At 68.2% G+C, this 23,950-nt stretch carries 23 protein-coding genes; 8 read left to right on the top strand and 15 right to left on the bottom strand.

Annotation, left to right across the window (positions count from 1 at the left end):
• Nucleotides 1-64: 64 nt before the first annotated feature.
• Nucleotides 65-1,000, bottom strand: coding sequence for an alpha/beta fold hydrolase (locus tag AB0M45_RS06120; RefSeq protein ID WP_364323452.1), 936 nt, complete (start codon nt 998-1,000; stop codon nt 65-67).
• A gap of 273 nt (nt 1,001-1,273) precedes the next feature.
• Here AB0M45_RS06120 and AB0M45_RS06115 point away from each other — a divergent pair, with 273 nt between their 5' ends.
• The 3 genes from AB0M45_RS06115 to AB0M45_RS06105 all read left to right on the top strand — a co-directional run bounded on the left by AB0M45_RS06115 (nt 1,274) and on the right by AB0M45_RS06105 (nt 3,959).
• Entirely contained in the window at nt 1,274-2,419 is a 1,146-nt protein-coding gene (locus AB0M45_RS06115; protein WP_364323450.1) for an acyl-CoA dehydrogenase family protein, read from the top strand.
• Nucleotides 2,403-3,050 (top strand): helix-turn-helix domain-containing protein, encoded by a 648-nt coding sequence (locus tag AB0M45_RS06110; protein WP_364323448.1) that lies wholly within the window; start codon nt 2,403-2,405, stop codon nt 3,048-3,050. Before AB0M45_RS06115 ends, AB0M45_RS06110 begins: the two co-directional genes overlap by 17 nt.
• Nucleotides 3,051-3,197: 147 nt before the next feature.
• Nucleotides 3,198-3,959 (top strand): DUF4190 domain-containing protein, encoded by a 762-nt coding sequence (locus AB0M45_RS06105; RefSeq protein ID WP_364323446.1) that lies wholly within the window; start codon nt 3,198-3,200, stop codon nt 3,957-3,959.
• A gap of 6 nt (nt 3,960-3,965) precedes the next feature.
• Here AB0M45_RS06105 and ligD read toward each other — a convergent pair whose 3' ends face one another.
• The 5 genes from ligD to AB0M45_RS06080 form a co-directional block, all read right to left on the bottom strand.
• Nucleotides 3,966-4,967 (bottom strand): non-homologous end-joining DNA ligase, encoded by a 1,002-nt coding sequence (ligD, locus tag AB0M45_RS06100; protein WP_364323444.1) that lies wholly within the window; start codon nt 4,965-4,967, stop codon nt 3,966-3,968.
• A 76-nt stretch (nt 4,968-5,043) separates the two neighbouring features.
• The gene (locus tag AB0M45_RS06095) at nt 5,044-6,180 is read right to left on the bottom strand and encodes an ATP-dependent DNA ligase (RefSeq protein WP_364323442.1); all 1,137 of its coding nucleotides are present in this window, start codon (nt 6,178-6,180) and stop codon (nt 5,044-5,046) included.
• A gap of 123 nt (nt 6,181-6,303) precedes the next feature.
• The gene (locus AB0M45_RS06090; RefSeq protein ID WP_364323440.1) at nt 6,304-6,705 is read right to left on the bottom strand and encodes a cold shock domain-containing protein; all 402 of its coding nucleotides are present in this window, start codon (nt 6,703-6,705) and stop codon (nt 6,304-6,306) included.
• A 32-nt stretch (nt 6,706-6,737) separates the two neighbouring features.
• Nucleotides 6,738-7,838: an SPFH domain-containing protein gene (locus tag AB0M45_RS06085; RefSeq protein WP_364323438.1), complete on the bottom strand. Its 1,101-nt coding sequence runs from the start codon at nt 7,836-7,838 to the stop codon at nt 6,738-6,740.
• 19 nt (nt 7,839-7,857) lie between these two features.
• The gene (locus tag AB0M45_RS06080; protein ID WP_364323436.1) at nt 7,858-8,091 is read right to left on the bottom strand and encodes a hypothetical protein; all 234 of its coding nucleotides are present in this window, start codon (nt 8,089-8,091) and stop codon (nt 7,858-7,860) included.
• A gap of 131 nt (nt 8,092-8,222) precedes the next feature.
• Here AB0M45_RS06080 and AB0M45_RS06075 point away from each other — a divergent pair, with 131 nt between their 5' ends.
• The gene (locus tag AB0M45_RS06075) at nt 8,223-11,315 is read left to right on the top strand and encodes a tetratricopeptide repeat protein (protein ID WP_364323434.1); all 3,093 of its coding nucleotides are present in this window, start codon (nt 8,223-8,225) and stop codon (nt 11,313-11,315) included.
• Here the strand turns inward: AB0M45_RS06075 and AB0M45_RS06070 are convergent.
• The gene (locus tag AB0M45_RS06070) at nt 11,303-11,932 is read right to left on the bottom strand and encodes a TetR/AcrR family transcriptional regulator (RefSeq protein WP_364323432.1); all 630 of its coding nucleotides are present in this window, start codon (nt 11,930-11,932) and stop codon (nt 11,303-11,305) included. The two genes, AB0M45_RS06075 and AB0M45_RS06070, sit on opposite strands and share 13 nt — an antisense overlap.
• A gap of 172 nt (nt 11,933-12,104) precedes the next feature.
• Between AB0M45_RS06070 and AB0M45_RS06065 the strand changes: the two genes are divergently transcribed.
• On the top strand, nt 12,105-12,719 hold the full coding sequence (locus tag AB0M45_RS06065; protein WP_364323430.1) for a condensation domain-containing protein: 615 nt from the start codon (nt 12,105-12,107) through the stop codon (nt 12,717-12,719).
• Nucleotides 12,720-13,013: 294 nt separating this feature from the next.
• On the opposite strand, the gene AB0M45_RS06060 is transcribed toward AB0M45_RS06065, so the two are convergent.
• Genes AB0M45_RS06060 through AB0M45_RS06045 form a run of 4 tightly spaced genes read right to left on the bottom strand, consistent with a single transcriptional unit; the run spans nt 13,014 to nt 18,359 of the window.
• Nucleotides 13,014-14,339 carry a pyridoxal-phosphate dependent enzyme gene (locus AB0M45_RS06060; protein WP_364323428.1) on the bottom strand — a complete coding sequence of 442 codons (1,326 nt, stop codon included), beginning with the start codon at nt 14,337-14,339 and terminating at the stop codon, nt 13,014-13,016.
• A complete protein-coding gene (locus AB0M45_RS06055) occupies nt 14,339-15,856 on the bottom strand; it encodes a decarboxylase (protein ID WP_364323426.1) in 1,518 nt (505 codons plus the stop codon). Before AB0M45_RS06055 ends, AB0M45_RS06060 begins: the two co-directional genes overlap by 1 nt.
• Nucleotides 15,853-17,139 carry a heavy-metal-associated domain-containing protein gene (locus AB0M45_RS06050; RefSeq protein WP_364323424.1) on the bottom strand — a complete coding sequence of 429 codons (1,287 nt, stop codon included), beginning with the start codon at nt 17,137-17,139 and terminating at the stop codon, nt 15,853-15,855. Before AB0M45_RS06050 ends, AB0M45_RS06055 begins: the two co-directional genes overlap by 4 nt.
• Nucleotides 17,136-18,359, bottom strand: a complete 1,224-nt coding sequence (locus tag AB0M45_RS06045) for an aminotransferase class V-fold PLP-dependent enzyme (protein WP_364323422.1) — start codon at nt 18,357-18,359, stop codon at nt 17,136-17,138. Before AB0M45_RS06045 ends, AB0M45_RS06050 begins: the two co-directional genes overlap by 4 nt.
• A gap of 174 nt (nt 18,360-18,533) precedes the next feature.
• Here AB0M45_RS06045 and AB0M45_RS06040 point away from each other — a divergent pair, with 174 nt between their 5' ends.
• Nucleotides 18,534-18,965 carry a pyridoxamine 5'-phosphate oxidase family protein gene (locus AB0M45_RS06040; protein WP_364323420.1) on the top strand — a complete coding sequence of 144 codons (432 nt, stop codon included), beginning with the start codon at nt 18,534-18,536 and terminating at the stop codon, nt 18,963-18,965.
• On the opposite strand, the gene AB0M45_RS06035 is transcribed toward AB0M45_RS06040, so the two are convergent.
• The 4 genes from AB0M45_RS06035 to AB0M45_RS06020 all read right to left on the bottom strand — a co-directional run bounded on the left by AB0M45_RS06035 (nt 18,962) and on the right by AB0M45_RS06020 (nt 22,256).
• The gene (locus AB0M45_RS06035) at nt 18,962-19,396 is read right to left on the bottom strand and encodes a CBS domain-containing protein (protein WP_364323418.1); all 435 of its coding nucleotides are present in this window, start codon (nt 19,394-19,396) and stop codon (nt 18,962-18,964) included. The two genes, AB0M45_RS06040 and AB0M45_RS06035, sit on opposite strands and share 4 nt — an antisense overlap.
• 102 nt (nt 19,397-19,498) lie before the next feature.
• On the bottom strand, nt 19,499-20,761 hold the full coding sequence (locus AB0M45_RS06030; protein WP_364323416.1) for a helix-turn-helix domain-containing protein: 1,263 nt from the start codon (nt 20,759-20,761) through the stop codon (nt 19,499-19,501).
• A gap of 238 nt (nt 20,762-20,999) precedes the next feature.
• Nucleotides 21,000-21,236: a hypothetical protein gene (locus tag AB0M45_RS06025; protein ID WP_364323414.1), complete on the bottom strand. Its 237-nt coding sequence runs from the start codon at nt 21,234-21,236 to the stop codon at nt 21,000-21,002.
• A gap of 222 nt (nt 21,237-21,458) precedes the next feature.
• A complete protein-coding gene (locus AB0M45_RS06020) occupies nt 21,459-22,256 on the bottom strand; it encodes an SAM-dependent methyltransferase (protein WP_364323413.1) in 798 nt (265 codons plus the stop codon).
• Nucleotides 22,257-22,579: 323 nt separating this feature from the next.
• On the opposite strand from AB0M45_RS06020, the gene AB0M45_RS06015 reads away from it, so the two are divergent.
• Together AB0M45_RS06015 and AB0M45_RS06010 are read left to right on the top strand one after the other, a co-directional pair.
• Nucleotides 22,580-22,801, top strand: coding sequence for a DUF397 domain-containing protein (locus AB0M45_RS06015; RefSeq protein WP_330231264.1), 222 nt, complete (start codon nt 22,580-22,582; stop codon nt 22,799-22,801).
• An 89-nt stretch (nt 22,802-22,890) separates the two neighbouring features.
• Nucleotides 22,891-23,778: a helix-turn-helix transcriptional regulator gene (locus AB0M45_RS06010; protein WP_364323411.1), complete on the top strand. Its 888-nt coding sequence runs from the start codon at nt 22,891-22,893 to the stop codon at nt 23,776-23,778.
• Nucleotides 23,779-23,950 lie beyond the last annotated feature (172 nt).

Genomic DNA, 23,950 nt, shown 5'->3' with positions numbered 1-23,950 from the left:
GAGCTGGGGCAAGCGACCGGCCCATTGTCGCAAACCCGCCCGCGGGGTAGCTCTCCGGTTGCGATCAGCTGCTGCGCCGCGGGCTGATCGCCGCGCGGTCGGCGCGCAAGTCGTCGACGAAGTTGGCGATCGCCTCGGCGACCAGCAGCGGTTCGGTGACCGGCAGCCAATGATCGGCCGGGACGGCGCGGCGCCACACCTGGTCGACCCAGCGCGCGGAGGCGTCGTAGACCGCGGCCGGGACGAACGGATCGGTGGTGTCCACCAGCAACTGCACCGGAACGGCGGTGCGCCGCACCCGCGGCTCCCTCAGGTGATGCGTGAGGTTGACCTGCGCGATCCGTGCACCAGCGACGAGATCCGCCGGCCACGTGCGCGCGAGGCGCGCCGGCACCGGCGAGATACCGCCGAGCCGCCGCACCAGCAGGCCACGGACGCGCGGTGGGTAGAGCCTGCGGGCGATCGCGCCGGGCGTGAGCGCCCACCGTGCCCCGCGCAACCACCAGCCCAGGTCGCCGAGCTCCCGGCGGGCACGCGGCGCCAAGGCGCGCAACCACAGGCCGAGGTGGTCGAGATTCGGGCCGGAGATCGCGGTGAACGACGCGACGCGGGTGTTGGCCCGGTCGTCGCAGACCGCCTCCCACAGTTGCACCGCGCCCCAGCCGTGGCCGCAGATGTGCACGGGCCGGCGCGGGCTGGCGGCATCGATCACCGCGAAGAAGTCCTCCGCCAGCCGGTCGAGGCGATACTCCGAGAGCAGTCCGCGCCCGGCCGAACGGCCGTGTCCGCGGACGTCGTAGCCGATCACGCGGAAACCGTCGGCCAGCAGCGCCGCAACCGTGGCCCAGGTGCGATGGGTATCGGTGAGACCGTGCACCAGCACCAGGGGTTCGGCGGCAGGATCGCCCCATTCGAAGACGGCGAGATCGGCGCCGTCCCGGGCGACCGTCCAGACGCGGTCGGGGCGGGGCGCTTCGGTGGTGTCGAGCGGTTCGGTCATGTCCTGCCTCGTTCGTACCGATTCCAAGGGCACGTCGCCGTCGTGCACCACGTCAGTAATGCCATACGGAGAGTACGAAGAATCGACCGGGCAGGGGAGACGTGCGATGCCGAATATGGCGCAGCTCACGGGGATACGGCTGCCCGCGCCCGGATGACGTGGCGGACGGACCGAACGAAGAACGCCACGCTTGTTGACAACTCGCCAATAGTCCGGGAATCTGAGGGCGGAACCGGCGACGGGGCCGGACCGGAGCGAGCAAAGGATCGGGCGATGAAACGCGCGGCGTGGAGTGACGACGAGGTCGAGGCGGTACGAGACCTGGCGAGAACCTTCTTCGAGAAGGAGGTCGTCCCCCACGAGGAGAAGTTCGTCGCGCAGGGGCACCCGGACCGCGCGCTGTACAACCGGGCGGGCGAACTCGGGCTCCTGTGCCCGGCGATCCCGGCCGAGTACGGCGGTGGCGGCGGCACGTTCGCCCACGAGGCCGCGATCATCGAGGAGCAGGCGCGCGCGGGTGACGGTTCGATGGGCATCCCCGTGCACAGCTCGATCATCGCGCCCTACCTCGACGAGTTCGGCTCCGAAGAACTCAAGCGGCGCGTGCTGCCCAAGGCCGCCAGCGGCGACATGGTCCTTGCCATCGGCATGACCGAGCCGAGCACCGGATCGGACCTGCAGAACATCAAGACCCGCGCGGTGCGGGACGGCGACGAATACGTGATCACCGGTTCGAAGATCTTCATCACCAACGGCTGGCTCTGCGACGGCATCGTCATCGCCGCCAAGACCGACCCGGCCAAGGGCGCGGCGGGGGTCTCGTTGATCTTCGCCGAAGTCGGCGACCACACCCCGGGCTTCACCCGCGGACGCATCCTGAACAAGATCGGGGGCAAGGCCCAGGACACCGCCGAGTTGTTCTTCGACGGCCTGCGGGTGCCAGCGACCAACCTGCTCGGGGGAGTCGAGGGTCAGGGCTTCTATCAGATGATGCGGCTGCTCGCGCAGGAGCGCTTGGTCACCGCGATCATCGCGGTGGCCATGATGGAGAAAGCCGTGCAGCTCACCGTCGAGTACACCAAGGGCCGCGAGGCGTTCGGCAAACCACTGTTCGCGATGCAGAACACCAAGTTCGAACTCGCGGAGTGCGCGACCATCGCCAAGGTCTCCCGCACCTTCCTGGACGATTGCATCAGCAGGCACCTGCGCGGCGATCTCGACGTTTCCACCGCTGCCATGTCGAAGTACTGGTTGACCGATCAGCTCGGTATCGTGGTTGACCGCTGCCTGCAACTGTTCGGCGGCTACGGCTATATGACGGAGTATCCGATTTCGCAGCTCTACACCGGCGCCCGCGTCCTGCGCATCCTCGCGGGCAGCAACGAGGTGATGAAGGATCTCATTGCGCGGTCTCTCTGAAACCAGCAGTAGCGCCGACCCGGCGCTACCGCGCCGCCGTAGGCTCGAACCCGACGAGCGGCGCGCGCAGATTCTCGCCTGTGCGATCGACATGTTCGGCGAGCGGCCGTACGCGGCCGTGTCCACCGCCGAGCTGGCGCAGCGGGCCGGGGTGGCCCGCGGCCTGATCAACCACTATTTCGGCAACAAGCGCGACCTCTATCTCGCGGTGGTGCGGCGGATGGTGACGCTGCCCAAGCTCGACGACATGATCGTGCCCACCGGCACCGCACGCGAACGCGTCGACGCCAGTGTGCACTGGCTGCTGGACACCATCGCCGAGCACGGCAGCACTTGGGTGAAGGTGACCAGCCACGAGGGCGTCGGCGATGACCCCGAGGTGCAGCAGATCCTGGACGCCGCCGACGACGCGGCAGCCGAACGCCTGCTGCTGATGGTGGGGCTCGCCGACTCGGCACACGGCGCCGAATTGCGCGCGATGGTCCGCGCGTACGGCGGCCTGGTCAAGGTCGCGGGCCGGGAATGGATCACCCGGGGCACGCTCACCCGCGAGCAGGTGCACGAGCTGCTGTGCGACATGCTGCTGACGCTGGTCACCGAGTCGCTGCCGAAGGTGGACCGCAGACGATGAGCCCGTGGCCGGGCGGTTACCCGCACGGATATTGCATACTTCGGATCAACTTTTGGCGCTGGGCACCCTATTCTGTGTCGGTATATCGGGGCGGGTCCGGACAGTTCGAGGTTCCTGCGCGGTGTGTTGGTGTGGAGAGGGACCTGGATGACACGAGCGGAACGGCGTGAGACGGATCGCTGGCCTGCGGCACAACCGGAGGAGCGTTGGTCGGAGCCGGAGTCCGACCGCCGCTGGCCGGAGGACGAGGACGAACGCTGGCCGGAGCAGCCGCCGAGCCGCCGCCGGACCGGGCGGCTCCGGGTGGAGATTCCGCCGATCGTCAATCCGTACGCGATCATCGCGCTGGTCGCCGCGCTGCTCGGGCTGTTCCCGGTCGCCATCGTATTCGGATTCATCGCCTTCAGTCATCCCCGCGGTCGCGTCATGGCGATGTTCGCGCTGCTGCTCGGGGTCGCGGAGATCACCGCGGTGGCCGGATTCGTGCTGCTGTCGGGCAACTGGTTGCCGGATGTGATGAACCGCACGTCCGCTGTCGGGCCGACGCCCGTCGCCTCGGTGCCGTCGACCGTGGAGCGTCCGTTGGCGACGACGACGCCCGCCGCGCCGAGCCCCGCCCTGACGACCACGCCGCCGACAGCCGCCCAAGGGCCCGTCACCAAGGGTTCGGTGTGCACCGAGGCCCAACTCGGCCAGATCGGCAGCGGCACCGACGGCAGCACGCTGATCTGCCTCACCACCGCCAGCGGCTATCAGTGGTCCGGTCCGCACACCGTGGCGACCGCCGTGCAACAGGCCGGGGCGAAGTGCGACGCATCGGGACCGAAGACCGGCCGTACCGCCGACGGCCGCGCCCTGGTGTGCGAGGTCAGCGGCCGCAGCGGCACCTGGGTCCTGTGGACCGAGTAGCGGTCGCTATTCGGCCTTCCTCGCCCGGCTCGGCTGCACGCGAGGCGGCTCGTTGGGCATCTTCGGATACTGCGGCGGCCAGGGAGCGTCCATGAGCCCCGCCGCCATGTCCCGCTCGGACATCTCCAGCAACGGGGCGATCGACTGCGGCGTCCGGTCGGCCCACGGGTCGCCGAATTCGGCGTAGCGTGCGGGTACGGTGGCGATGGTCAGATCGTCGGGGACCACCGAATCCAGATCGGACCAGCTGATCGGCGTCGACACCTGCGCACCGACTTTGGGCCGGACACACCAGGCGCCGAAAACCGTTTTGTGCGGCGCGTTCTGATTGAAATCGACGAACACCCGATTCCCGCGCTCCTCTTTCCACCACTGCGCGGTGATGTCCTCCGGATATCGGCGCTCCAATTCCCGCGCCAGCGCGACCGCGGCGGCCCGCACCTGATAACCGTCCCACTTCGGTTCCAATGCGACGTAAATGTGTAATCCGCGCGAACCGGAGGTCTTGATCCGCGATTCGATGCCGAGTTCGGCGAACAACTCCCTTGTCCGCACCGCGGCATGTTGGAGATCGGCGAACGCGATGCCCGGGGAAGGATCGAGGTCGATGCGCAGCTCGTCGGCGATCTCCAGACTGTCGGCGCGGTTGGGCCAGACATGGAATCCGAGACACCCCTGATTCACCGCCCACAGAATATGGGCGAGATCGTGCGCGACGAGCGCGTCGCTGGTGGTGCCGTTGGGCGTGGAGACCTCCACGGTGCGCAGCCACTCCGGCGCGGATTTCGGCACCCGCTTCTGGAACCAGGATTTGCCCGAGGCCCCGTCGGGATAACGCTCCAGCAGCAGCGGCCGTCCGCCGACCACGTTCAGAAACGGTTCGGCGACCGCATGGTAGTAACGCACCAGATCGAGTTTCGTTTCGCCGCGCTTGGTGAAATACACCTTGCCCGGGTTGCTGATCGTGACGGTTCTGCCGTCGACCTCGATATCGACCGACTCACTCATGCCTCCACCTCGCTGGCGCTCGGTTCCGGCACGAGCGAGTGCTCAGCTGTGTCGATTGTTCGCTCGCTGCGCTCACTCATGCCTCCACCTCGCTGGCGCTCGGTTCCGGCACGAGCGAGTGCTCCGTCGCACGCGCAGCGCCTTCGCCGAACAGGGCGCTCAATTCCGCGGGCGCGACTTCGTCCAGCTGCGCGTAGGTGCACGACTCGGGGGTGCGGTCGGTACGGAAACGCACCAGCCTGCCGCCGTGGCGCAGCCGGCCCGATTGGACGTGCTCGTAGCGGACCTCGGCGACCAGTTCCGGTCGCAGCGCTTCCCAGGACAGATCTTTGCCGCCGGTCCAGCGACTCACCCCGCCGGGCATCTTGCCCTCGGCCGCGGCCTGCGCCGCGGCGTCGGCCCATTCCCGCCACGGGTGGTTCGCCAGCGCGTTCGCCCGCAGCGGCGCGAGTTCCTCGACGAGCTCTTTGCGCCGCGCCGCGGTGAAGCTGCTGGCCACGCCGACGTGGTGCAGGTTGCCCTCGTCGTCGAACAGGCCGAGCAGCAGCGAGCCGACCCCGGCGCCGTCCTTGTGCCAGCGGAAGCCCGCCACCACGCAGTCGGCGGTGCGCTCGTGCTTGACCTTGAGCATCACCCGCTTGTCCTGCAGGTAGGCCAGGTCGTCGGACTTGACCATGACGCCGTCGAACCCGGCGCCCTCGAACCGGGTGAACCAGTCCTCGGCGACAGCGGGGTCATGGGTGATCGGAGTGAGGTGCACGCGGGCGAGCGCGGTATCCAGGATCGTCTCCAGCAGCCGCCTGCGTTCGGCGAACGGCTCGCCGGTCAGGTCCTTGTCGCCGAGCGCGAGCAGGTCGAACGCGACGAAACTGGCGGGCGTCTCCCTGGCGAGTTTGGCGACCCTGGACGCGGCCGGGTGCAGACGGTTCTGCAAGGTGTCGAAGTCCAAGCCGTGCTCGGTGACCACCACGATCTCGCCGTCCACCACGCACCGATCCGGCAGCGCCTGCCGCAGCAGCTCGGCGACTTCGGGAAAGTACCTGGTCAGCGGGCGGTCATTGCGGGAACCGAGTTCGACTTCGGCGCCGTCGCGGAACACGATGCAGCGGAAGCCGTCCCACTTGGGTTCGTAGCTCAGGCCCGGCTCGCGCGGTACCGCGGACGCGGATTTGGCCAGCATCGGCCGGACGGGTGGCAGCACCGGTAGGTCCACGCGATCCTCCTCGGGTTCGATCCTCACCCATACCGACGTCGCACACACAGCAAACTCATCGGTATGCCTTGGTTTCGGCTCGATCGTAGGGGGCCGCACCGACACCGGCGTGGACGCCGCCGCTCAGTTCTCCAGCCACCCGTGCTGGTCGGCGAACGCGGTGAGCCGGTCGCGGATGGTGAGGATCTCGCCCGCGGTGAGGGCGGGGCTGGCATCCAACAGCAACTCGGTGATCAGACGTTTGTGTTCGGCGACGGTGAGCTGTCCCGCACCCGGTCGGTCCTTTGCCTTGTGCCGGGCTGGTGGGGCGGATGATCCGCCGACGACGTTGAGATTGACCGCCTTCGGCCCCCGGTCGCCTTCGGTCACCTCGAATTCGAACACCCGCCCCTGACGCAACTCGTCCTCGTCCAGACCGATGTCGTTGACATGGACGAACACGTCCGGTCCGCCATCTTCCGGCCGAATGAATCCGAATCCCCGAGAGCTGTCGAACGACACCAATTTCCCGATGGACACCAACACCCGCTCCTCGTCGCCGTCGCTACCCGGTCACTTTAGCCCGCCTTTTCCTCGTCGTTGGAGGAAAGCGCCTTTTGCAACGAATTGAAAACGGTCAGTCCCTGACCGACCATTCCGTTCACGAGTTCGCCGACCCCATCGGGTCCGTTGAGCACGGTGAGATTCGCGTTCGCCAACCCCTGCGACGCCTGCTTGACGATTTCCGGAAGTTGTTCGATCAACAACTGGTCCAGCGCGATCCGGTTGTTCGACGCGGCCGCCGCGGCCTGGATCCGGGTGCGGTCGGCCTCCGCCTCGGCCAGGATACGCACCCGATCCGCTTCGGCCCGAGCGGGTTTCACGACCTCGGCCTGCAACTGCTGTTCCCGCAGCTCCGCCTCTTTGCGCGCCTGCTCGGCCTGGGCGGTGAGCACCTCTTGCAGTGCCATCGCCTCGGCGAGCGGTCCGGCCTGCGCCGCTTCGGCGTTCGCCTTGTCGATATCGCGCTGGTACTGCGCGCGCAGAATCGCCGTCTCGCGCTGATATTCCGCCTGCCTGCGCTGGGATTCCTGTTCGGCCTGCGCCGCCACCTGGGCGGCCTGTGACTGGGCGATCTGCGCGTCCCGCTGCACCGCGGCATTGTGCGGCGCGGCCAGCGCGGCGATATAGCCGAGGTTGCCGTCGTCGATGGACTGGATCTGGAAGGAATCGACCCACAGGCCGATATTGCTCATTTCCACTTTCGAGGCGACGAGCACTTCGTCGGCCAGCCTCTGCCGCTCCCGGATGATCTCCTCGACCGTCATCGACCCCACGATCGAGCGCAGGTGCCCGGAGAAGATCCGTCCGGTCAGCACCGACATCTCCCGCTCCTGCTCGGAGAGGAACCGCTGCGCCGCGTTGACGATGGACTGGGTGTCGTTGGCGACCTTGAACGCGATCACCGCGCGGACGTCCAGCTGGATCGCCTGCTTGGTGACGCAGCGCTCCTTGATCTCGGATTCGAACATCGCCAGCGACAGATACCGCACCTTGCGGAACAGCGGAATCACCCAGGCGCCGCGTCCGATGATCACTGTGAACGGTGCGTTGTCGCGGCTCTTGCCGCCGCTGACCAGCATCGCCTCGTCCGGGTCCGGCACGTGGTAGCCCAGCACGTCTGTCTCCCTTACTGTTTCAGGTTGCTTCCGCCGGATCCGGGCCGAGCGGAATCCATGGGACGACATCGACGATGCGCCCCGGATGGACCGCGATGACGAGCACGGGCGAACCCGCCGAGATCGGCTCGGTGGCCTGTGCGATGTACAGCTCGGTTCCCCCTCGAATCGCGACCAGAACCTCACCCAGCGTCCCGGCGTCCCGGATCGGCGATGTGAGCGTACCCGTCAAACCCACCACCGGGTCGGTCATCCTACGATCTCCTTTTCCGCCGCTCGAACCGTCACCCTACGTCTCGCACAGCACCTTTCGATATCGAGTAGGCACCCGGCGGACCCGATGCCGGCGCGGGTATACCGCGGCCGCGCAGGTATGTTTTTCGCATGGGAGGGCGTCTCGCGCTGGTGGTGGGTTCGGAATGTGCGGCATTGGGGGAACTGGGGTTCACCGAGGAACTGGCCACCGGGCTGTACACGAGTCTGACCGAGGTGGGCGGTTGGCGGTCGGCGACCGAGCTCGACGGACCGATCCTGAATCCCACTGCGGCGCAACTGTTCGCCGCGGTGGACGCCGCGTTCGCGGCGGCGTCGGAGCGCCAGGCCACGCTGCTGGTGGGTTTCATCGGACACGGCGTGGCGACCAATGCGGAGGACTTCTACCTGCTCGGGCATGATTCTCCGTCGGCGCCCAACTCGCACAACGCTTTTCATCTCACCCAGGAGATCAGGGAGCGGCTCGATCGCGCGGCGCTCGACGGGCTGGTCATGCTCGTCGACGCGTGCGAGGCCGGGCAGGGCGTGCGGGGCGCGGCGCGCCGGTGGACCGATCTGCTGGCGCAGGCGGGCGGGCGGATGGAGCTGCTGGTCGCCTCGGCCGACGGGCCGGCGTTCTCCGGATGCTTCACCAGAACCATGCTGGCCACCTTCGACACCGGGCTGCCGCTTCGCGGGGAGAACCTGCTGCCCTCGGACCTGGTCGACCCGATCGCGGTGCAGTGCGCACAGCAACAGCCGCAACATCTTTCGTTCAATTCCGGGGCGGTATCGACAGAGCAGGGCGTCGACCCGGGATTGTGGCTGGTACCGAACACCGCCCGGCACCGGGACGCGGTGAGCGGCCGCTCCGCCGCGGGCTTCGTCGACCAGCTGACCAGAAGGCTGCTGCTGACCCCCGACGTGCGTGAGCGTCTCGCCGCGATCGTCGACGCGGGCAGCTATCGGCTCCGGGCGGTGCTGGGGCCGGCGGGGGTGGGCAAATCGACGCTGCTGGCCATGCTGATCCGCCCCAGCTTGGTCGACGGGCTCGCCGTGACCCCCGAATACATCACCGCCGCGGTATTCCTGACGGTGAGCAGTTCGGTGGAGTCGGTCGCCGCGGAGCTGGCCGCGCAGCTCGGTGCGCGCGTGCCCGGCTTCGCGGAGGCGGCGCGGGCGGCGCGCACCCCTCGGGCCAGGGACGAGTCCGACATCTTCGACATCATGGTCCGTCATCCGCTGACGCGACTATCCACCGCAGGCCGCCGCGTCACCCTGGTGTTCGACGGGCTCAACCAGCCGCAGGAGGGGACCAGGCGACTGCTCGTCGCCGCGATCGCCGATCTGACCCGGCGGGAGGATCTGCGGCATGTGCGCGTGATCGTCGGCATCCGGCCCGGTACCGGCGTCGAGGACGACCCGGCGCTGGCGCATATGTACCGGATCGAGGTCGCCGAACCGGGCGCCGACGACATCGCCGCGGTGGTGGAGACGGCGCGTGGGACGGCGCCGATCGGCCCGGTCGACTGGATCGGCTGGATCCAGCGGTTGCTGGCCGAGACGCCGACGGACAAGCGGGGTTCGCGAGTGGTGTCGGGCGGCTGGTTGCTGGCGCGGCTCCTGCTGGAGGTGGCCGGGCGGTTGACCGACGGCGCCGTCGCCGCCGGGATCGGTCTCGAGCACGTCGTCGCGCTGCGGTTGGAGACGGCGATGCGGCCGCTCGCTGCCGAAACCGCCGGGGCGACCGGAGCTCTGCTGGGTGTGCTGGTGGCGGCTGGGGTCGGCCCGGTGTTGCCGCTGGAGTTGCTGGACGCGGCACTGGCGTCGTTGGGTGTGGACCTCAACACCGTACGGATCCGCGACATCGCCGTGAATCTCGGAGCACTGGTCATCCGCGGTCATCCCGGTACCGTCCGCGAGTCGCTCGGTGTGAGCCACGGCGCGTTCCTGCCCGCCTTGGACGAGGAATGCCGCAGGCTCGGGGTGTCCCTCACGGACGCACACCGCGCGCTCGTCGCGGCGATCCAGTCCACCCCCAGCGACCGCGCCGCCGACTACGCGCGCGGCGCGGCGGTGCGCCACTGCCTGGCCTACGGCGATTCCGCCTTGGCCATCGACTTCCTGGTGAAGCTGGAAACCGGGAGATCGGCCGACGATCGTGACCTGTGGGCCGCGTGGCTGCCCGACTTCGTCGAGGCGCTCGGTCCCGATCACCCCGACACCTTCACCGCCCGGGACCGGCGCGCCTACCACCGCGCCGAGAGCGGCGATCTGGTCGGCGCCATCGGCGATTTCGAGCGGCTGCTCGCCGACCGGCTGCGCGTGTTCGGCCCCGACGACCTGAACACGTTGAACACCCGGGACCGACTGGCCAGCTACCGCGCTCGCTGCGGCGACCACTCGGGCGCGGGCGCGGAGTTCGAGCGGCTGCTCGCCGACCAGCTCCGCCTGCTCGGACCCGGCGATCCCGAAACCCTGCGCACCAGAACCAATCTCGCGTCCAATCGGGGTGACATCGGCGATTTCGCCGGGGCGATCGCCCTCTTCGAGCAGCTGCGCGCCGACCGCGCCCGAGTCCAGGGACCGGATCATCCGGACACCCTGCGTACCCGCAACAGCCTGGCGTACTGGCGAGCCGGCAGTGGCGATCTCGCCGGTGCCCGCGCCGAATTCGAACAGCTGGTGGCCGACTATCTGCGCGTCCTCGGTCCCGACCATCCCGAGACGCTCGGCGCTCGCAACAACCTCGCCGCGTTCCGGGCCCGCAGCGGTGACCTGGCCGGGGCGGGAGCGGAATTCACCCGCTTGCTCGCCGACCGGCTGCGGGTGCTCGGGCCTGAGCACCCCGACACCCTGCTGACCCGCGGGCGGCTGGCCACCTATCGTGCCGACAGCGGGGATCTCGCGGGCGCGATCGCCGACCTGGAGAAACTTCTCGCCGACCGGCTGCGGGTACTCGGACCCGATCATCCGGACACCTTGGATACCCGCAACGATCTCGCCGCCTGCCGCGCCCGCGACGGCGATCTCCCCCGGGGGATCGCCGAACTCGAGGTGCTGCTCGTCGCGGAGTTGCGCGCCCTCGGGCCCAATCACACCGCGACCATCCGGACCAAGGACACCCTGGTCTACTGGCGTGGCCGGTCCGGAGATCAGCCGCCCGTCCCGGCGGCGCGATCGCCGGAGACCAGCGGGCCTGATGCGGGCCGTCAGGAGCGGTAGAGCGAGCGGTACGCGGTGAGCGTCGCGACGCAGTGCTCGATGATCTGTTCCCGGGAAGCGCGCAACGACCCATTGAGCCACGCGGAGAACATGCCCGCGTTGCCGCTGGCCATCGTCACCGCCGCCAGCCTGCGCTTGACCGGGTCATCGATGTGGGCGAACAGATGGTCCTGCATGACCCGGGTGAAGACCGGCATCACCGCGAAGGTGGTCTGGCCGAGGCCGGTGCTCGAGTAGGGCTCGACCAGGAACAGCCGCGACTTGCGCGGGTCGGCCAGCACCTTGTCCACCAGGATTTCCGACAGGGCGCGGTCCCGCGACGGGTCGTCGGTGGCGGCGAAGGCCGTCATCGGCTGCAGGAATTCGTCGGCGATTTGGCGGTAGAGCACGTCGAGCAGCTCGTCGCGGCCGGTGAAGCTCTCGTAGAAGTAGCGGTCGGTGAGGCCCGCCTTGCGGCACACCGCGCGCATGGTGACGCCGCTCGCACCCGACTCGCCGATCAGATCGAGCGCGGCCTCCAGCAGCGCCGCCCGGCGCGCCTCTCTGCGCTCGGTGAGCGTCGTTCCACCCCAGATCCGTGGGCCGCCGTCTCCGTCTGATTGCTGACCTGTCTGCACGGCCCAACGATAGTGCCCTGGCGGCGTGCCCCGGCGCGGCGCTCACCGCCCCGCGCACCACGGGCTTGCCGAAACCGATTCCCGGCGGTCACGGTGTGGTAACTGAAGGTTTACTCGAGCCGGTTACCGTCCCCGGGTCTATCAGTGGTTCTGTGGTGGAGGGTAACGGCGCGTGAACAACTCCGCTGCGGGGATCTTGTCCGAGCCGATCGGCGACGGCTTCCTGCCCGTCCTGGCACGCGGCGCACGACCAGCCGTTCGGCTTGTTCCGCCGCCGCGGCGCCCGGTGCTGCTTGCTCGCGGTCCGCGTCCGGCGCACGTGCCGCTGGCGCCCGCCCAGGAACGGATGTGGCACGCCGCGCGGGCCGGAAATTCGAGTGACTGGAATGTGGCTCGTGCGGTGCGCTTGTCCGGACCCGCGCTGCGACCCGAGGCGCTCGTCGCGGCGATCGGTGACGTCGTCGCCCGGCACGAACCGCTGCGCACCCGCTATCCGGAGACCGCTTCCGGTCCGGCCCAGGTGGTCGTCCCGGCGGCCGAGGCACTTGTGCGGCCCGAACTCATCCCGGTCACGGAGGGCGAACTGCCCCGGCGCATCGCGGAATTCGCCGCGCGCGAATTCGATCTGGCCGCGGGCCTTCCCCTGCGGGCACGGCTGTGCGTGCTCGGTCCGCACGACATCGTGCTGGTCTGGACCGCGCCGCCGACGTGGATGAACTGCTCGACCAGGTGCGCCGGGTGGCACTGGCCGCGTTCGCCCACCCCGACACGCCGAACCAGCGGTTGAAACGCTGTCTGCTGCAAGACGCGAGCTGCCCGCTGTTTCAGGCGACGCTCATCCTGCAGCGCGGTGCGGCCGCCCAGCCCGCCGACACCGGCGGCGACCTGACCGTCACCGAGACCGACACCGGCGTGATCCGCGCCAAACACGATCTGGAGTTCGGCCTGGTGGAAATTGTTCACGGCCACAGTCGAATTGTTCGCCACCGGCTACCGCGGCCCGCTCGCCCCATTGCTGGGTCACGCGCGGCGCCCGATTGCGATTCGGTAGCGGCCCGGCCAGGGTCGGCGCCGCCGAAGGTCAGCCGCGCTCCAGAGGCAGTCCCGCGTCGCGCCACGCGACTACGCCGCCCGCGAGGCTGGCGGCGTCGTATCCGGCCCGCCGGGCCCGCGCGGCGAACCGCAGGGACAGCTCCCCGACGGGACAGACGAAAACCACCGGGCGCGACCGCGGAAACGGGATGCCGTGACCGAACATGTCGTCGAGCTGGTCGTCCCGGATGTTGAGCGCGCCGGGCACGTGGCCGATGCGGTAGGCCATCGCGCCACGGGTGTCCACGATGGCCGGGCGGCCGGTCCGGTCCAACTCGGCGAGCTGCGCAGGGGTCAGGACCGGTGTCGCGGCCAGTTCCGCCGCGGTCGGCTGCGCCTCACGTTCGGCGCGGCCGAACAGCTCCGGCCTCCACTTCTTGATATACGACAGATACGGCTCGAGCCGGTCACAGACGATGAACACGGCGACGATCGGATCGTCCGGGTCGGCCGCCGAAAGATCGAGCGCGGCAAGTGTTTCCAGAGTGGCGGCGTAACTTGCGCCGCTGGTCGGCCCGGCCAGCACGCCGTATCCGGTCGCCAGCCGCAGCGTGGCGTCCACGGCGTCGCCCGCCGCCACGGTGACGATCGAGTCGTAGAAATCGGGCTGGAACAGCCCCACATCCCACATCTCGCTCTCCGACCGGATACCGGGAATGAAGTCCGATCGTTCGGAGACCACCGCGACGGTCCGCAATTCGGGATTGTGCTTGCGCAGGTAGGTGGCGGTGCCGCGGGTGGAACCGGTGGTGCCGAGCCCGCCGATCAGGTAGTCGATCCTGGTGATGCCATCAGCCGCGAGGTCCTCGTGGATCTCCCGCCCGGTGCCCTGATTATGCGCCTCGACGTTCTTCTCATTGGTGTATTGCGACAGATGGTGGTACGCGCCGGGCTGCTGCGCCATGGTCGACTCGATCACCGAGTAGACGTCGTTCGGTGTGGTCGGGTCCGGGCATTCGGACAGTCCGGGCAGTTCCACGATCTCGGTGCCGAACAGCTCCAGGAGTTCGCGGACCTCGGCCACCTTGATCCGATTGGTCACCGCGCGCAGGCCGATGCCGTGCACCGCCCCGAGAACGCGCAGGGCCTTGGCCGTGTTGCCGCTCGAGGCCTCGATGAGCGTCTGTCCGCTCGCGCGGATCTCGTCCAGGTCGTCGCGGATCATCCCCCAGGCCACCCGGTCCTTGACCGAGCCGAACGGGTTGTGCGACTCCAGCTTCGCGTAGAGCTCGACGTTCGCCAGCCCGTGCACCGCGGGATCGAGCCGGAGCAAAGGTGTGTTGCCGATGAGTTCGGTGATGTGGTCGTAGCGCATCAGGAAGCCTCGACGGATCGGACCGGCCTGGTGGGGCGGTGTTCGGTGGGTGGCACGGCGGGGTGGGGCCGCGACGGTTCGACGCGCACGTCCGGTTCGTAGTCCGCGTCGGGGACGATCTGGAAGTGGTCGGCGTGCCGGGTGACGGCGAGTTTCGCGGGCAGCGGATGCATCGAGGCCGTGGCCGCGGACAGATCCATGTGGTAGGCGGCCGTATTGGGGAACACGGCAGCATCACCGGGCCTTGGCTCGGCGTGCAGCCACACCTTGTGGTTGGTGATCAGGTCTCGTTCCAGGCACAGCCGTCCGGCGAAGTACACGCCGAGGGGTCCAGGGCGGACATCGGCGGTACGGGCCGCGGCGTCGGTGGGCAGCAGGATCGGATCGACCATGACCTCTTGGTCGGCGGGCGTCACCGAATCACGACTGAGATCGACATGCACCAGGACGCTGCCGTCGGCGACCTCCTTGACGAACTCGACCGTGGCCACCGTGATGCCCGCGTGGTCGACCAGCGCCTTGCCCGGCTCCAGCCACATATCCAGCAGGTTGTCGCCCGCCACCTGCGCCACCGTGCGCCCTCCGTGCCGATCCAACGGCGCGCCCAGCAGGTCGTCCAGCATGCGTGCGGCCGGAATGGTGTTGGCGTACTTGTGGAACACCGGCGTCCCGTGCACGGCCCCGCCCGTGACCTGATAGCCGAAGGTATTGCTGCCCCAGCTCATCGGCTCGCCGCGCCCCAGCAGCGATTCGCGCAGCGCGAGCACGTAGGCGTCGAACCGCTCGGCGTCGGCGGTGAAGACTTGACGGAATCCGCCGCCGATGTCGAGCACCGACGGTGCCAGCCCGCGATCGTAGGCCTGCTCGATCGCGTGGAGGCAGGCGTCGATCGCACGAACCCGCTCGCCGAGCTCGCCGGAGTCGAGGTGGAAGGCCAAGCCGAGGAACGCCAGGCGCCCGCTATGCGCCGACAGTAGATCGAATGCCTGCCCGAGCTGCGCGAGCGGCACGCCGAAGCGGCTCACCTGACCGGTCTCGAATCCGGAGACGCGAAGCAGCACAGGCACCTTGGCGCCGCCATCGGCCAGCTCGGCGATCCGGCCCAGCTCCCACAGGTTGTCCACGTTGACGGTAACCCCGCGGCCGACGATATCCCGCAGAAACGATTCCCCCTTCGGGCCGGTGACCTCGATGCGCGCCGGATCGAATCCGGCGTCGAGGGCGCAGGCGAGTTCGAACGGTGAGGCGACGTCGATGGCGATGCCCGCACGCTCCGCGGTGCGGACGAACGCGCGGGACTGATTGACCTTGTGCGCGTAGCAGATTCGGTGCCGCGGCAGCCCGCGATCCAGCACGGTGCGCAGGTCGGCGAGATTGTCCGAGTAGACCTGCGGGAAGACCAGGTGCGCCGGAGAGCCGAAGCGCGCCAGCGTTTCGGTCACGGCGCCTGGCGCGTCGAGGAAGGCGCGTACCAACGGATGCAGCTTCGCCGGTAGCGCCGGAGGCCGAGGCGTCATACCGCGGCTTCCGACGGTTCGGTGGCCGCTGCCCGCGTCGCGGCGTCCGGCCGCTGCGCGACCGGGTTGTAGCCGCCGTCCCGGATCGCCTCGAACGCCCTGGCCCGGTTGCGCGGGCTACGGAACTCCGCGACCACCCGCTTGCTGTCCAGATCGATGTCGAGCACCCGGATGTCCATCGATTCCAGCACTCCGCCGATGGTGCGGACGCAATGCTTGCAGGTCATGTCGGGCACGTAGAACACCTGGTCCTCGGCGGTGGCGGCGCGGTCTGCGGTTGCCTCGTCGAGTTCGGCGCTCACCTCGACGACCTCGCAGCGATCGACGATCTCGGAGAACACGGTGACGAACCGGTCCACCAGCGCCGGGAGAATGCTGTAGTGCCCGCTGTCGAGTTGATGCGGCATGGCCGCCAGGCAGGCGGGGTGGCTCCCGGCGGGCAACAGCGCGTACTGACGGGAGATCAGGTCGAGATCGTCGTGGTACTTGGCGATCGCCGCCGCGACCGTGAGCCCCTCGGCGGTGGTGGCGCGGTGCATGACGGCGTGCGCGTCGGCGATGGTGGCGTCCTTCATCGCGCGCAGCGTCGCCACCGTCTCCGCCGAATAGCGGACGGTGCCGTCGGTCTGCGCGACGAGGCTGACCGGAATCATGCCGCGCCGATAGGTCGACGCCTGCAACTCCCAGTACCAGCGTGTGGCGACCGCGGCGAATAGTCCGGAATCGCGTATGCCTCTGGCGAATTCGGTGGCATCGCGGTACTGGGTCTGCCCGGCCAGCAGCGCATGCTGGGCCAGCGTGCGCCCGGCCGCTTCGACGCCGACCCGGAAGATGTCACGCGGATCGTGATCGGTGGTCGTGCCGGCCAGCACCGCGTGTTCCCGCGGTCCGAGCGTCGAGATGCGATCGGCGAAACCGGGATTCGCGTCCAGCGCGTGCCATAGTGCCAGTACGGTCTCGCGCATCGCGATGGGCACCGAGGGGCCGAGGCCGTCGGTGCGGAAATGCCCGGTATTCGGAATGCCGTCGCTGTCGGTCCAGGCGATCCGGTGCGTGGCACTGGTCACCTGATCCGCGCGGCACGGCCGCATGAATCGCTCCAGATACAGCCGCTGCGAATACGTGAGATGACTCCCGGCCTCGGGACGTAATGCGCTACAGGTGAATTCGAAACGACGCGGCGGAGGAGGCGGCGTCGCCGCGGTGAACAGCCCCGGCTGCGCCAGCTCGGCCAGCACCCGGGACGCGGCCCGCCGGTCGTAGCGCGGGGTTTCGATGTTCACGTGACCTCCTCGGCGACGGACTGCACGCACGCGACGAACCGGTCGATCTCGTCGGGCGTGTTGTAGATGTGCGTGCTGACCCGCACCGAGCCCGCGCCGTCGTGCACGGCAGGGACGCAGTGCACGCCGGTGCGCACCAGGAAACCCAGCTCGCTCAACACGAATCCCAGGTCGGTCGCCGAGATCCCGTTCAGCGTGAACGAGGCGATGCCGTAGCCGACCGCGCATGCCGCATGCGCGGGTCCAGGCAGGAACTCGACGCCGGGGACCGGTCGCAACCCGTCGATCAGGCGCAGTGTCAGGGTGCGGTTGTGCACCGCGATGGCGCCGACGCCGAACGACTCCAGCACCTCCAGCGCGCTGCCGAGCGCGAGGATGCCGGGGATATTGGGGGTGCCGCCCTCCAGCAGTTCGGGCATCGTTCCCGCGGTGAGTCCGGTGGCGTCCGGCCGCACCCCGGAATTGCCGCCGGGCAGGAACGGCACGAGGCGGGCGTGCACGCGCCTGCGGCAGTAGAGGATTCCGGTGCCCGGCGCGCCGAACATCTTGTGCGCGGCGAAGGTCGCGAAATCCGCGCCGAGCGCGGTCACGTCGACCGGAAGATGCCCGCCGCTCTGCGAGCAGTCGAAGCACAGCAGGATGTCGGGGTCGATGCGCCCACGCAGTTCCTCCAATGTGCTGAGCCCGCCGTAGACGTGGTGCAGATGGCTGGTCGTGATCAGCCGGGTCCGCGGCGTGATCTTGGCCAGGATGTCGTCGGTGTCCGCCTCACCGGCACCGGTCACCCGGTAGGGGATCAGCCCGATGCGGCGCCCGAACCGGGCGAGCAGCCCGCGCAGATGCAGCCACGGATACACGTTCGAGGCGTGATCGCCCGGGTTGTAAAGGATTTCGTCGCCGTCGGCGAGCGCGGCCAGGCCCCAGGACAGTGCGACGGCGTTCACCGCCGCGGTGGCTCCGCCGGTGAAGACCACCTCGTCCGGATGCTCGGCGCCGATGAAGGCGGCGGCCCGCTCCCGCACGCGAGTGATCCGCGCGGTGAGGCCGGTGGCCCACGGGTAGGTGCCGCGTCCCACGTTGGCGGTGGCGCTGCTGTGATAGCGGTGGATCGTCTCGATGACCGGCAGCGGTTTCTGCGTTGTCGCGGCGCTGTCGAGGTAGATCTCGGTGGTGTCGGCGAGCGCGGGGAACAGCGACCGCACCGTGGCCGGCACGAGCACGGGCGCCGCCGTTAGCCGGGGAGCATCCGCCCGCTCGAGCGGCGATCTCGAGGCAGGGGACCGCAACGTGACGCTCCCTTCATCGGCTGCTCGGACGCCAACCACGATACGCATTTTTGTACGGACCACGAAGTATTGTCGTGGACAAGGGGTTTCACGACTAGCCTGAACGACATGCCGCTGACCCTTCCAGAGCGTCAAGAGTTTCTCGCGCAGCCGCACATCGCGGCGTTGTCGGTGTCCGCTGGCGCCGGTCGTGGCCCGCTGACCGTCCCGATCTGGTACCAGTATCGTCCCGGTGCGGAGGTGTGGGTGCTGACCGGCTCGCAGGCGCGGAAGATGCGCCTGCTCCGGGAAGCCGGCCGGTTCACCCTGATGGTGCAGCAACTCGAGCCGACTGTCCGGTATGTCAGCGTGGAGGGCCCGGTAACCCGGATCATCCCGATGACCGACGAGATGTCCCGCGAGATGGCCGCGCGGTATCTGCCCGCCGAATCGGTCGACGGCTATCTGAAGGCGGCCGCGGCCTTCGGTGAGCAGGTCGCGGTCTATCTGCGGCCGGAGCACTGGCTCTCGGCCGACCTGGGCAACCCCGGCGAGTACTAGTACCGGCCCTGCAGGTACTCGACGAGGTGCTCGCGTTCGGTCGCCAGTTCGGAGATCGCGCTCTTCACCACGTCACCGATGCTGACGATGCCGACCAGCCGGCCCTCGTGCACCACGGGCAGGTGCCGGATGCGGTGCTCGGTCATGATGCGGCGCAGGCCGTCGACCCGGTCGTCGACAGCGCAGGTGCGCACGTCGGAGGTCATGATCTCCGAGACGGGTGTGTCCAGCAGGTCGGCACCGCGCGCGTGCAGACTGCGTACCACGTCGCGCTCGGAGACGATGCCAGCGATCGCGTTGCCGTCCGGTGAGACGACCACCGCACCGATATTCCGCTCGGCCAGCGCGGCGAGCAGCGTGCGCACTGTCGTGTCGGGTGCGACCGTGGCTACGTCGCTGCCCTTCCTGCGCAGGATCTCCGAAATTCGCATATTTCACCATCCAGACGTCGAGGCACTACCAGGATCGCAAGTTCGCGGTTCCGTGACCAGCACGAATCCGTTACGGGCCACGATTCGGTCACGGGACTGCCGTCAGAGGCGCCGGGCGACGCTGCGGTCGAGGTCGCGCGCCAGCAGTGCGATCGCCGCCTGCGAGATGCCCGCCGAGGTCGCCAGATCGATCGAGGTCAGCTGGGCGATGCGCCGCAGCCGGTAGTCGACGGTGTTCGGGTGCACGTAGAGCTGGCGTGCGGTGAGCTGGCGGTTCATGTCGTTGCCGAGGTAGGCGCGCATGGTGTCGAACAGTTCGGGATGGGCATCCAGCGGATCGAGGATGGTCGCGATCCGCCGCGTCGCCGGGCCGCCGCGGGTGAGCTGGTATTCGACCGCCAGATCCGACATCTGATACAGACCGGGTGGTCTGTCACCGACGCGGACCAGATTGAGCAGCTCGTGGGCCTGATCGGCGGACTCGGGTATCTGATCGGTGTCGCTGGCCACCACCGTCGCGGTGAGCGGGACTTCGGCCGCGGTGGCCAGCAGGTCGAGCGTCGCGTCGGTGAGGGCGCTCTCGGCGTCGTCGCCGAGCGGGATGAGCAGGGTGCCGCCTTTGATGCTGAGCAGCGCGAGCGCGCGGGAGGCGAAGACGGTGGCCAGCTCCGACTGCAGCCTGCGTAGTTTGCGGCGCGCGGCGACGTTCCCGTCGACGCGTGGATCGCGTTCGTCCGGGTGTTCCGGAACCGACAGCGCGACAACCTGATAGGACTCGGCGATCGGAATGCCGGTCTGCCGTGCCAATGCCGAGCTGCCGCGACCGCTGAGCAGGGCCGAGGCGAGGGTCTGCGCCGCCGTCTGGTGCTCCTTGGCGACCAGATGCTGCTCGTCGACATAGGCGTCCGACACCGCCGCGGTGATCGCCTCCAGTAGCTCGAGGATGAGGTCGGTGGCGATCAGCACCTCGCCCACGTCATCCGCCTCGGCCCGCGCGGTGACCAGGCCGAACGCGATGCGCAGCCCCTCATGGTAGGCGCGCAGGATGGTGCTGAGCGGCACGCCCTCGCGGGCCCAGCGGGTGGCGGCCGCGCGCACCGCGCCGAGCTGTTCGTCATCCGGCACGGCGCGCCGGTCGAGCATCTCGGCGGCCAGACTGAGGCAGCTCCGGGTGAGTTTGGTGACGTCTCCGCGTAATTGCTCGCCGGGTAGCGTCCGGCAGGGGGCCATACGGTTCTCGAAGTATCCGACCATGCGCGAGGCGACGCGGTCGGTGTTCTTGAGTGGCATCGAAGCCGGCTGTCCACCGATTTCCAGCGCCGAGTCGGACGAACCAGCGGACAGGTCCAACGCGAAGTAGGTCATGACGAGTTCGCTCCAAATGCCACATCAGGCGTGCGAGAAATGGCGCCCGAGTCGATTCGGATCACTATACGAAAGGGTGGTGCGCACGGGTAGTGATCGGTGAGATCCGTTGAAAGCCCGGAGTATTGCGTGTGCGGCGATGGTGACTCGACGCCCGGCGCGCAGGCCGGTGCGTTCATGGTTCTGTGACGAAGCGCCGCGCATGCCCGAAGCGTTGCGCACCAGACGTTCCGGGGGCTTACTCGTCGTCCAGTCCGGCGGACAGGTAGGCGGCGGCCGCCAGCCACTGCCTGCATTGCGGGCCGTGGACCTCATGTGCGGAGAGAATGTCGCGGGCCTGCCGGTAGGTGAGGCCGCGTGGCTCCACCGCGCAGTCGGACATGGCGAAATCCGGTGCCGGATACTGACGCAAGGGCTCGGCACCGGCGCCATCGATGACGGCAACCGGATGGGGAGTTCGGAATGGCTGGATCATTCGACTGCCCCTTGCGTCCACCGTGCGGCGGGAGGCTGACCTGATGGCGACGCGGGCTCGAACTCCCTGCGTACCTCCCGGATTTCATATCCGAGTCTATGCCTGCGTCACTTACAGATGCAAGTACATCTGCACGATCGGTGGGAGAAAAAACGGCGGCGGTCGTTCGGTCTCGGACCGGCGACCGCCGCTGTGCCGCTTGCGGTTTGGCGTTCAGGGGCCTTACGGCTTGCGAGCGACCGCGCCGTACGCGGAGATGGGACGGATCTCGCCCACCTGCGTCTCGGTCGGGCGCCACTGAGTAATGGACACGAAACCCGGCTCCACCAACTCCAAACCGTCGAAGACGGCCTTGATCTGAGCTTGGGGGCGGGGAATATAAGGAGTGCCACCGGTGCCGGTGTAGTTCTCGCACAGCGTGACATACGCCTTGCTGTCGTCGGTGCCGTCCCACATCACCAGATAGCTGCCGGAGGGCACCGAGTCCAGTACGGTCCGGACGATCCGCAGGAGGTCGTCATAGGTCTTCGCGTGGCCGAGCACGCCCATGAACATCACGCCGATCGGCTCGTTGAAGTTCAGGACGTTCTTGGCATCGGCGATGATTCGCTCGGGGTCGTGGTAGTCGGCGTCGACGTAGGTGGTCACGCCTTCCGGCGTCGTGCTGGTGAGCAGCGCCCGCGCGTGCGTGAGCACCAGGGGGTCGTTGTCCACGTAGACGATCTTGGATTCCGGTGCGACGCTCTGGGCGACCTCGTGGGTGTTCTGCATGGTGGGCAGGCCGGTCCCGATGTCGAGGAACTGCCGGATGCCCTGCTCGCCCGCGAGATAGCGCACCGCGCGGATGAGGAACTGGCGTGACTGCACCGCCATGGTGGTGATGTCGGGGTCGACCTCGACGCCCGCGTCGCCGGCGATGCGGTCGATCTCGTAGTAGTCCTTTCCGCCCATCCAGTAGTTCCAGATCCGCGCGGAGTGCGGGATGTCGGTCCGGATGAGGGGGCTGTGGTCTTCGGGCATGGTGGGGCTCCTGGCGAAACGTGTGTTCGGCGGCACTGCCGTGCGGGTGGGCGCTGCGGGTGTCGCGAATGACTGGTACATCCGATGTGCACTGTGACACTACAAGATTCGTGTTACCTCGGCCGGTGGGATCGGCAGCTGATCACGGTGTTCAGGCAGCGACACGATCGTGTTTCACATACTCGTCCGGATGGCCCGAATTAGCAGGGGCGCAAGGGGCGAACTTCGTGCTATCGTCCCGTGTTGGTGCAAATGCAAGAACGTTTGAACGTGCATCTGCACGAACCGATTCGCCGAACTGCGGTAACCGAGGAGTGGGCAAGATGTCGGATACATCCACCAACAAGATCATCGGAACTTGGCGCAAGAGTTCCTTCAGCAATCCGAGCGGCAACTGCGTCGAGCTGGCCGAAGCGTCCAATGGCCAGGTCGCCGTCCGTAACTCGCGGGATCCCGAAGGCGGGGTCATCTTCTATACGCGTCCGGAGATCGATGCGTTCGTCCGTGGCGCGAAGGCCGGAGAGTTCGACTATTTGACTAGCTGAGCGGTAGCATTAGCGGTCGGTGCGGTGTGTCTTCCGACCGGTGGTTGTGACACACTGTGGGCAACCCCGGAGTATCGGAGACGAACTCGATGATCGCTGAACCCGATGACGATGGCCACGTGCAATCTATTGTCGCAGAACGTGGCCCAACCGTGCTACGCATCGCATTGGGCGGCCAACTGCGCAAGCTCCGGGAGAACAAGGGCATCACCCGCGAAGCAGCGGGTGATGCGATCCGGGGTTCGCACGCCAAGATCAGTCGTCTCGAGTTGGGCCGTACCGGTTTCAAGGAACGCGATATCCGCGACCTGCTGACCCTGTACGGGGTGCACGATCTCGAGGAGCGGCAGTCGTTCCTCGAATTGGCCAGGCAGGCCAACGAGCCAGGGTGGTGGCATCGCTACAACGATCTGCTGCCACAGTGGTTCGGCACCTATCTCGGCCTGGAGCAGGCCGCGAGCAAGATTCGCACCTACGAGGCGCACCTTGTGCCCGGCCTGCTGCAAACACCCGAATACGCCAGAGCGGTCGTAGCGCTCGGGTATGACGACGCCGACACGGATCGGCGAGTCACGGTGCGGCAACGCAGGCAGGAGATCCTGTTCCGGCCGGACCCGCCGGTGGTCTGGGCAGTGATCGACGAGGCCGCGTTGCACCGGCCGGTCGGCGGCGCGCAGGTGCACCGGGAGCAGATGCTGCATCTGATCACACTGGCCGACCTGCCGAACGTGACGATCCAGGTGCTGCCGTATTCCGCGGGCGAGCACGCCGCGGCGGGGAGCTCGTTCAGTATTCTGCGTTTTGCGGAAGCGGAGCTCCCCGACATCGTGTATCTCGAACACCTGACCAGTGCGCTGTATCTGGAACGGCGCCAGGACTTGGCGCTGTACCTGTCGGTCATGGACCGGCTCAGCGTCCAGGCCGAACGCCCGGACAAATCGATCGAGATCATCGAGAAGTACGCCGCCGGTCGCTGAGACCGCGCGGCGGTATGCCGAACGGCTGAAACAATTACGAGGTCCACCTCCGATCGGAGGTGGACCTCGTGGTGCGCCTCGCTTCGACTGCCGGTGGCCGCACCGGCGGTGGCCATGGGTGCACGCCCCGCGCCGGTGGTTGCGTAGAGCGTCGGGGTGCGCGACGGAAGAG

This window comes from Nocardia sp. NPDC051787 (assembly GCF_040681325.1).
Classification (GTDB): Bacteria; Actinomycetota; Actinomycetes; order Mycobacteriales; family Mycobacteriaceae; genus Nocardia.
Note: the sequence above shows the minus strand (reverse complement) of the source record. Positions and strands in the feature narration are given on the sequence as shown.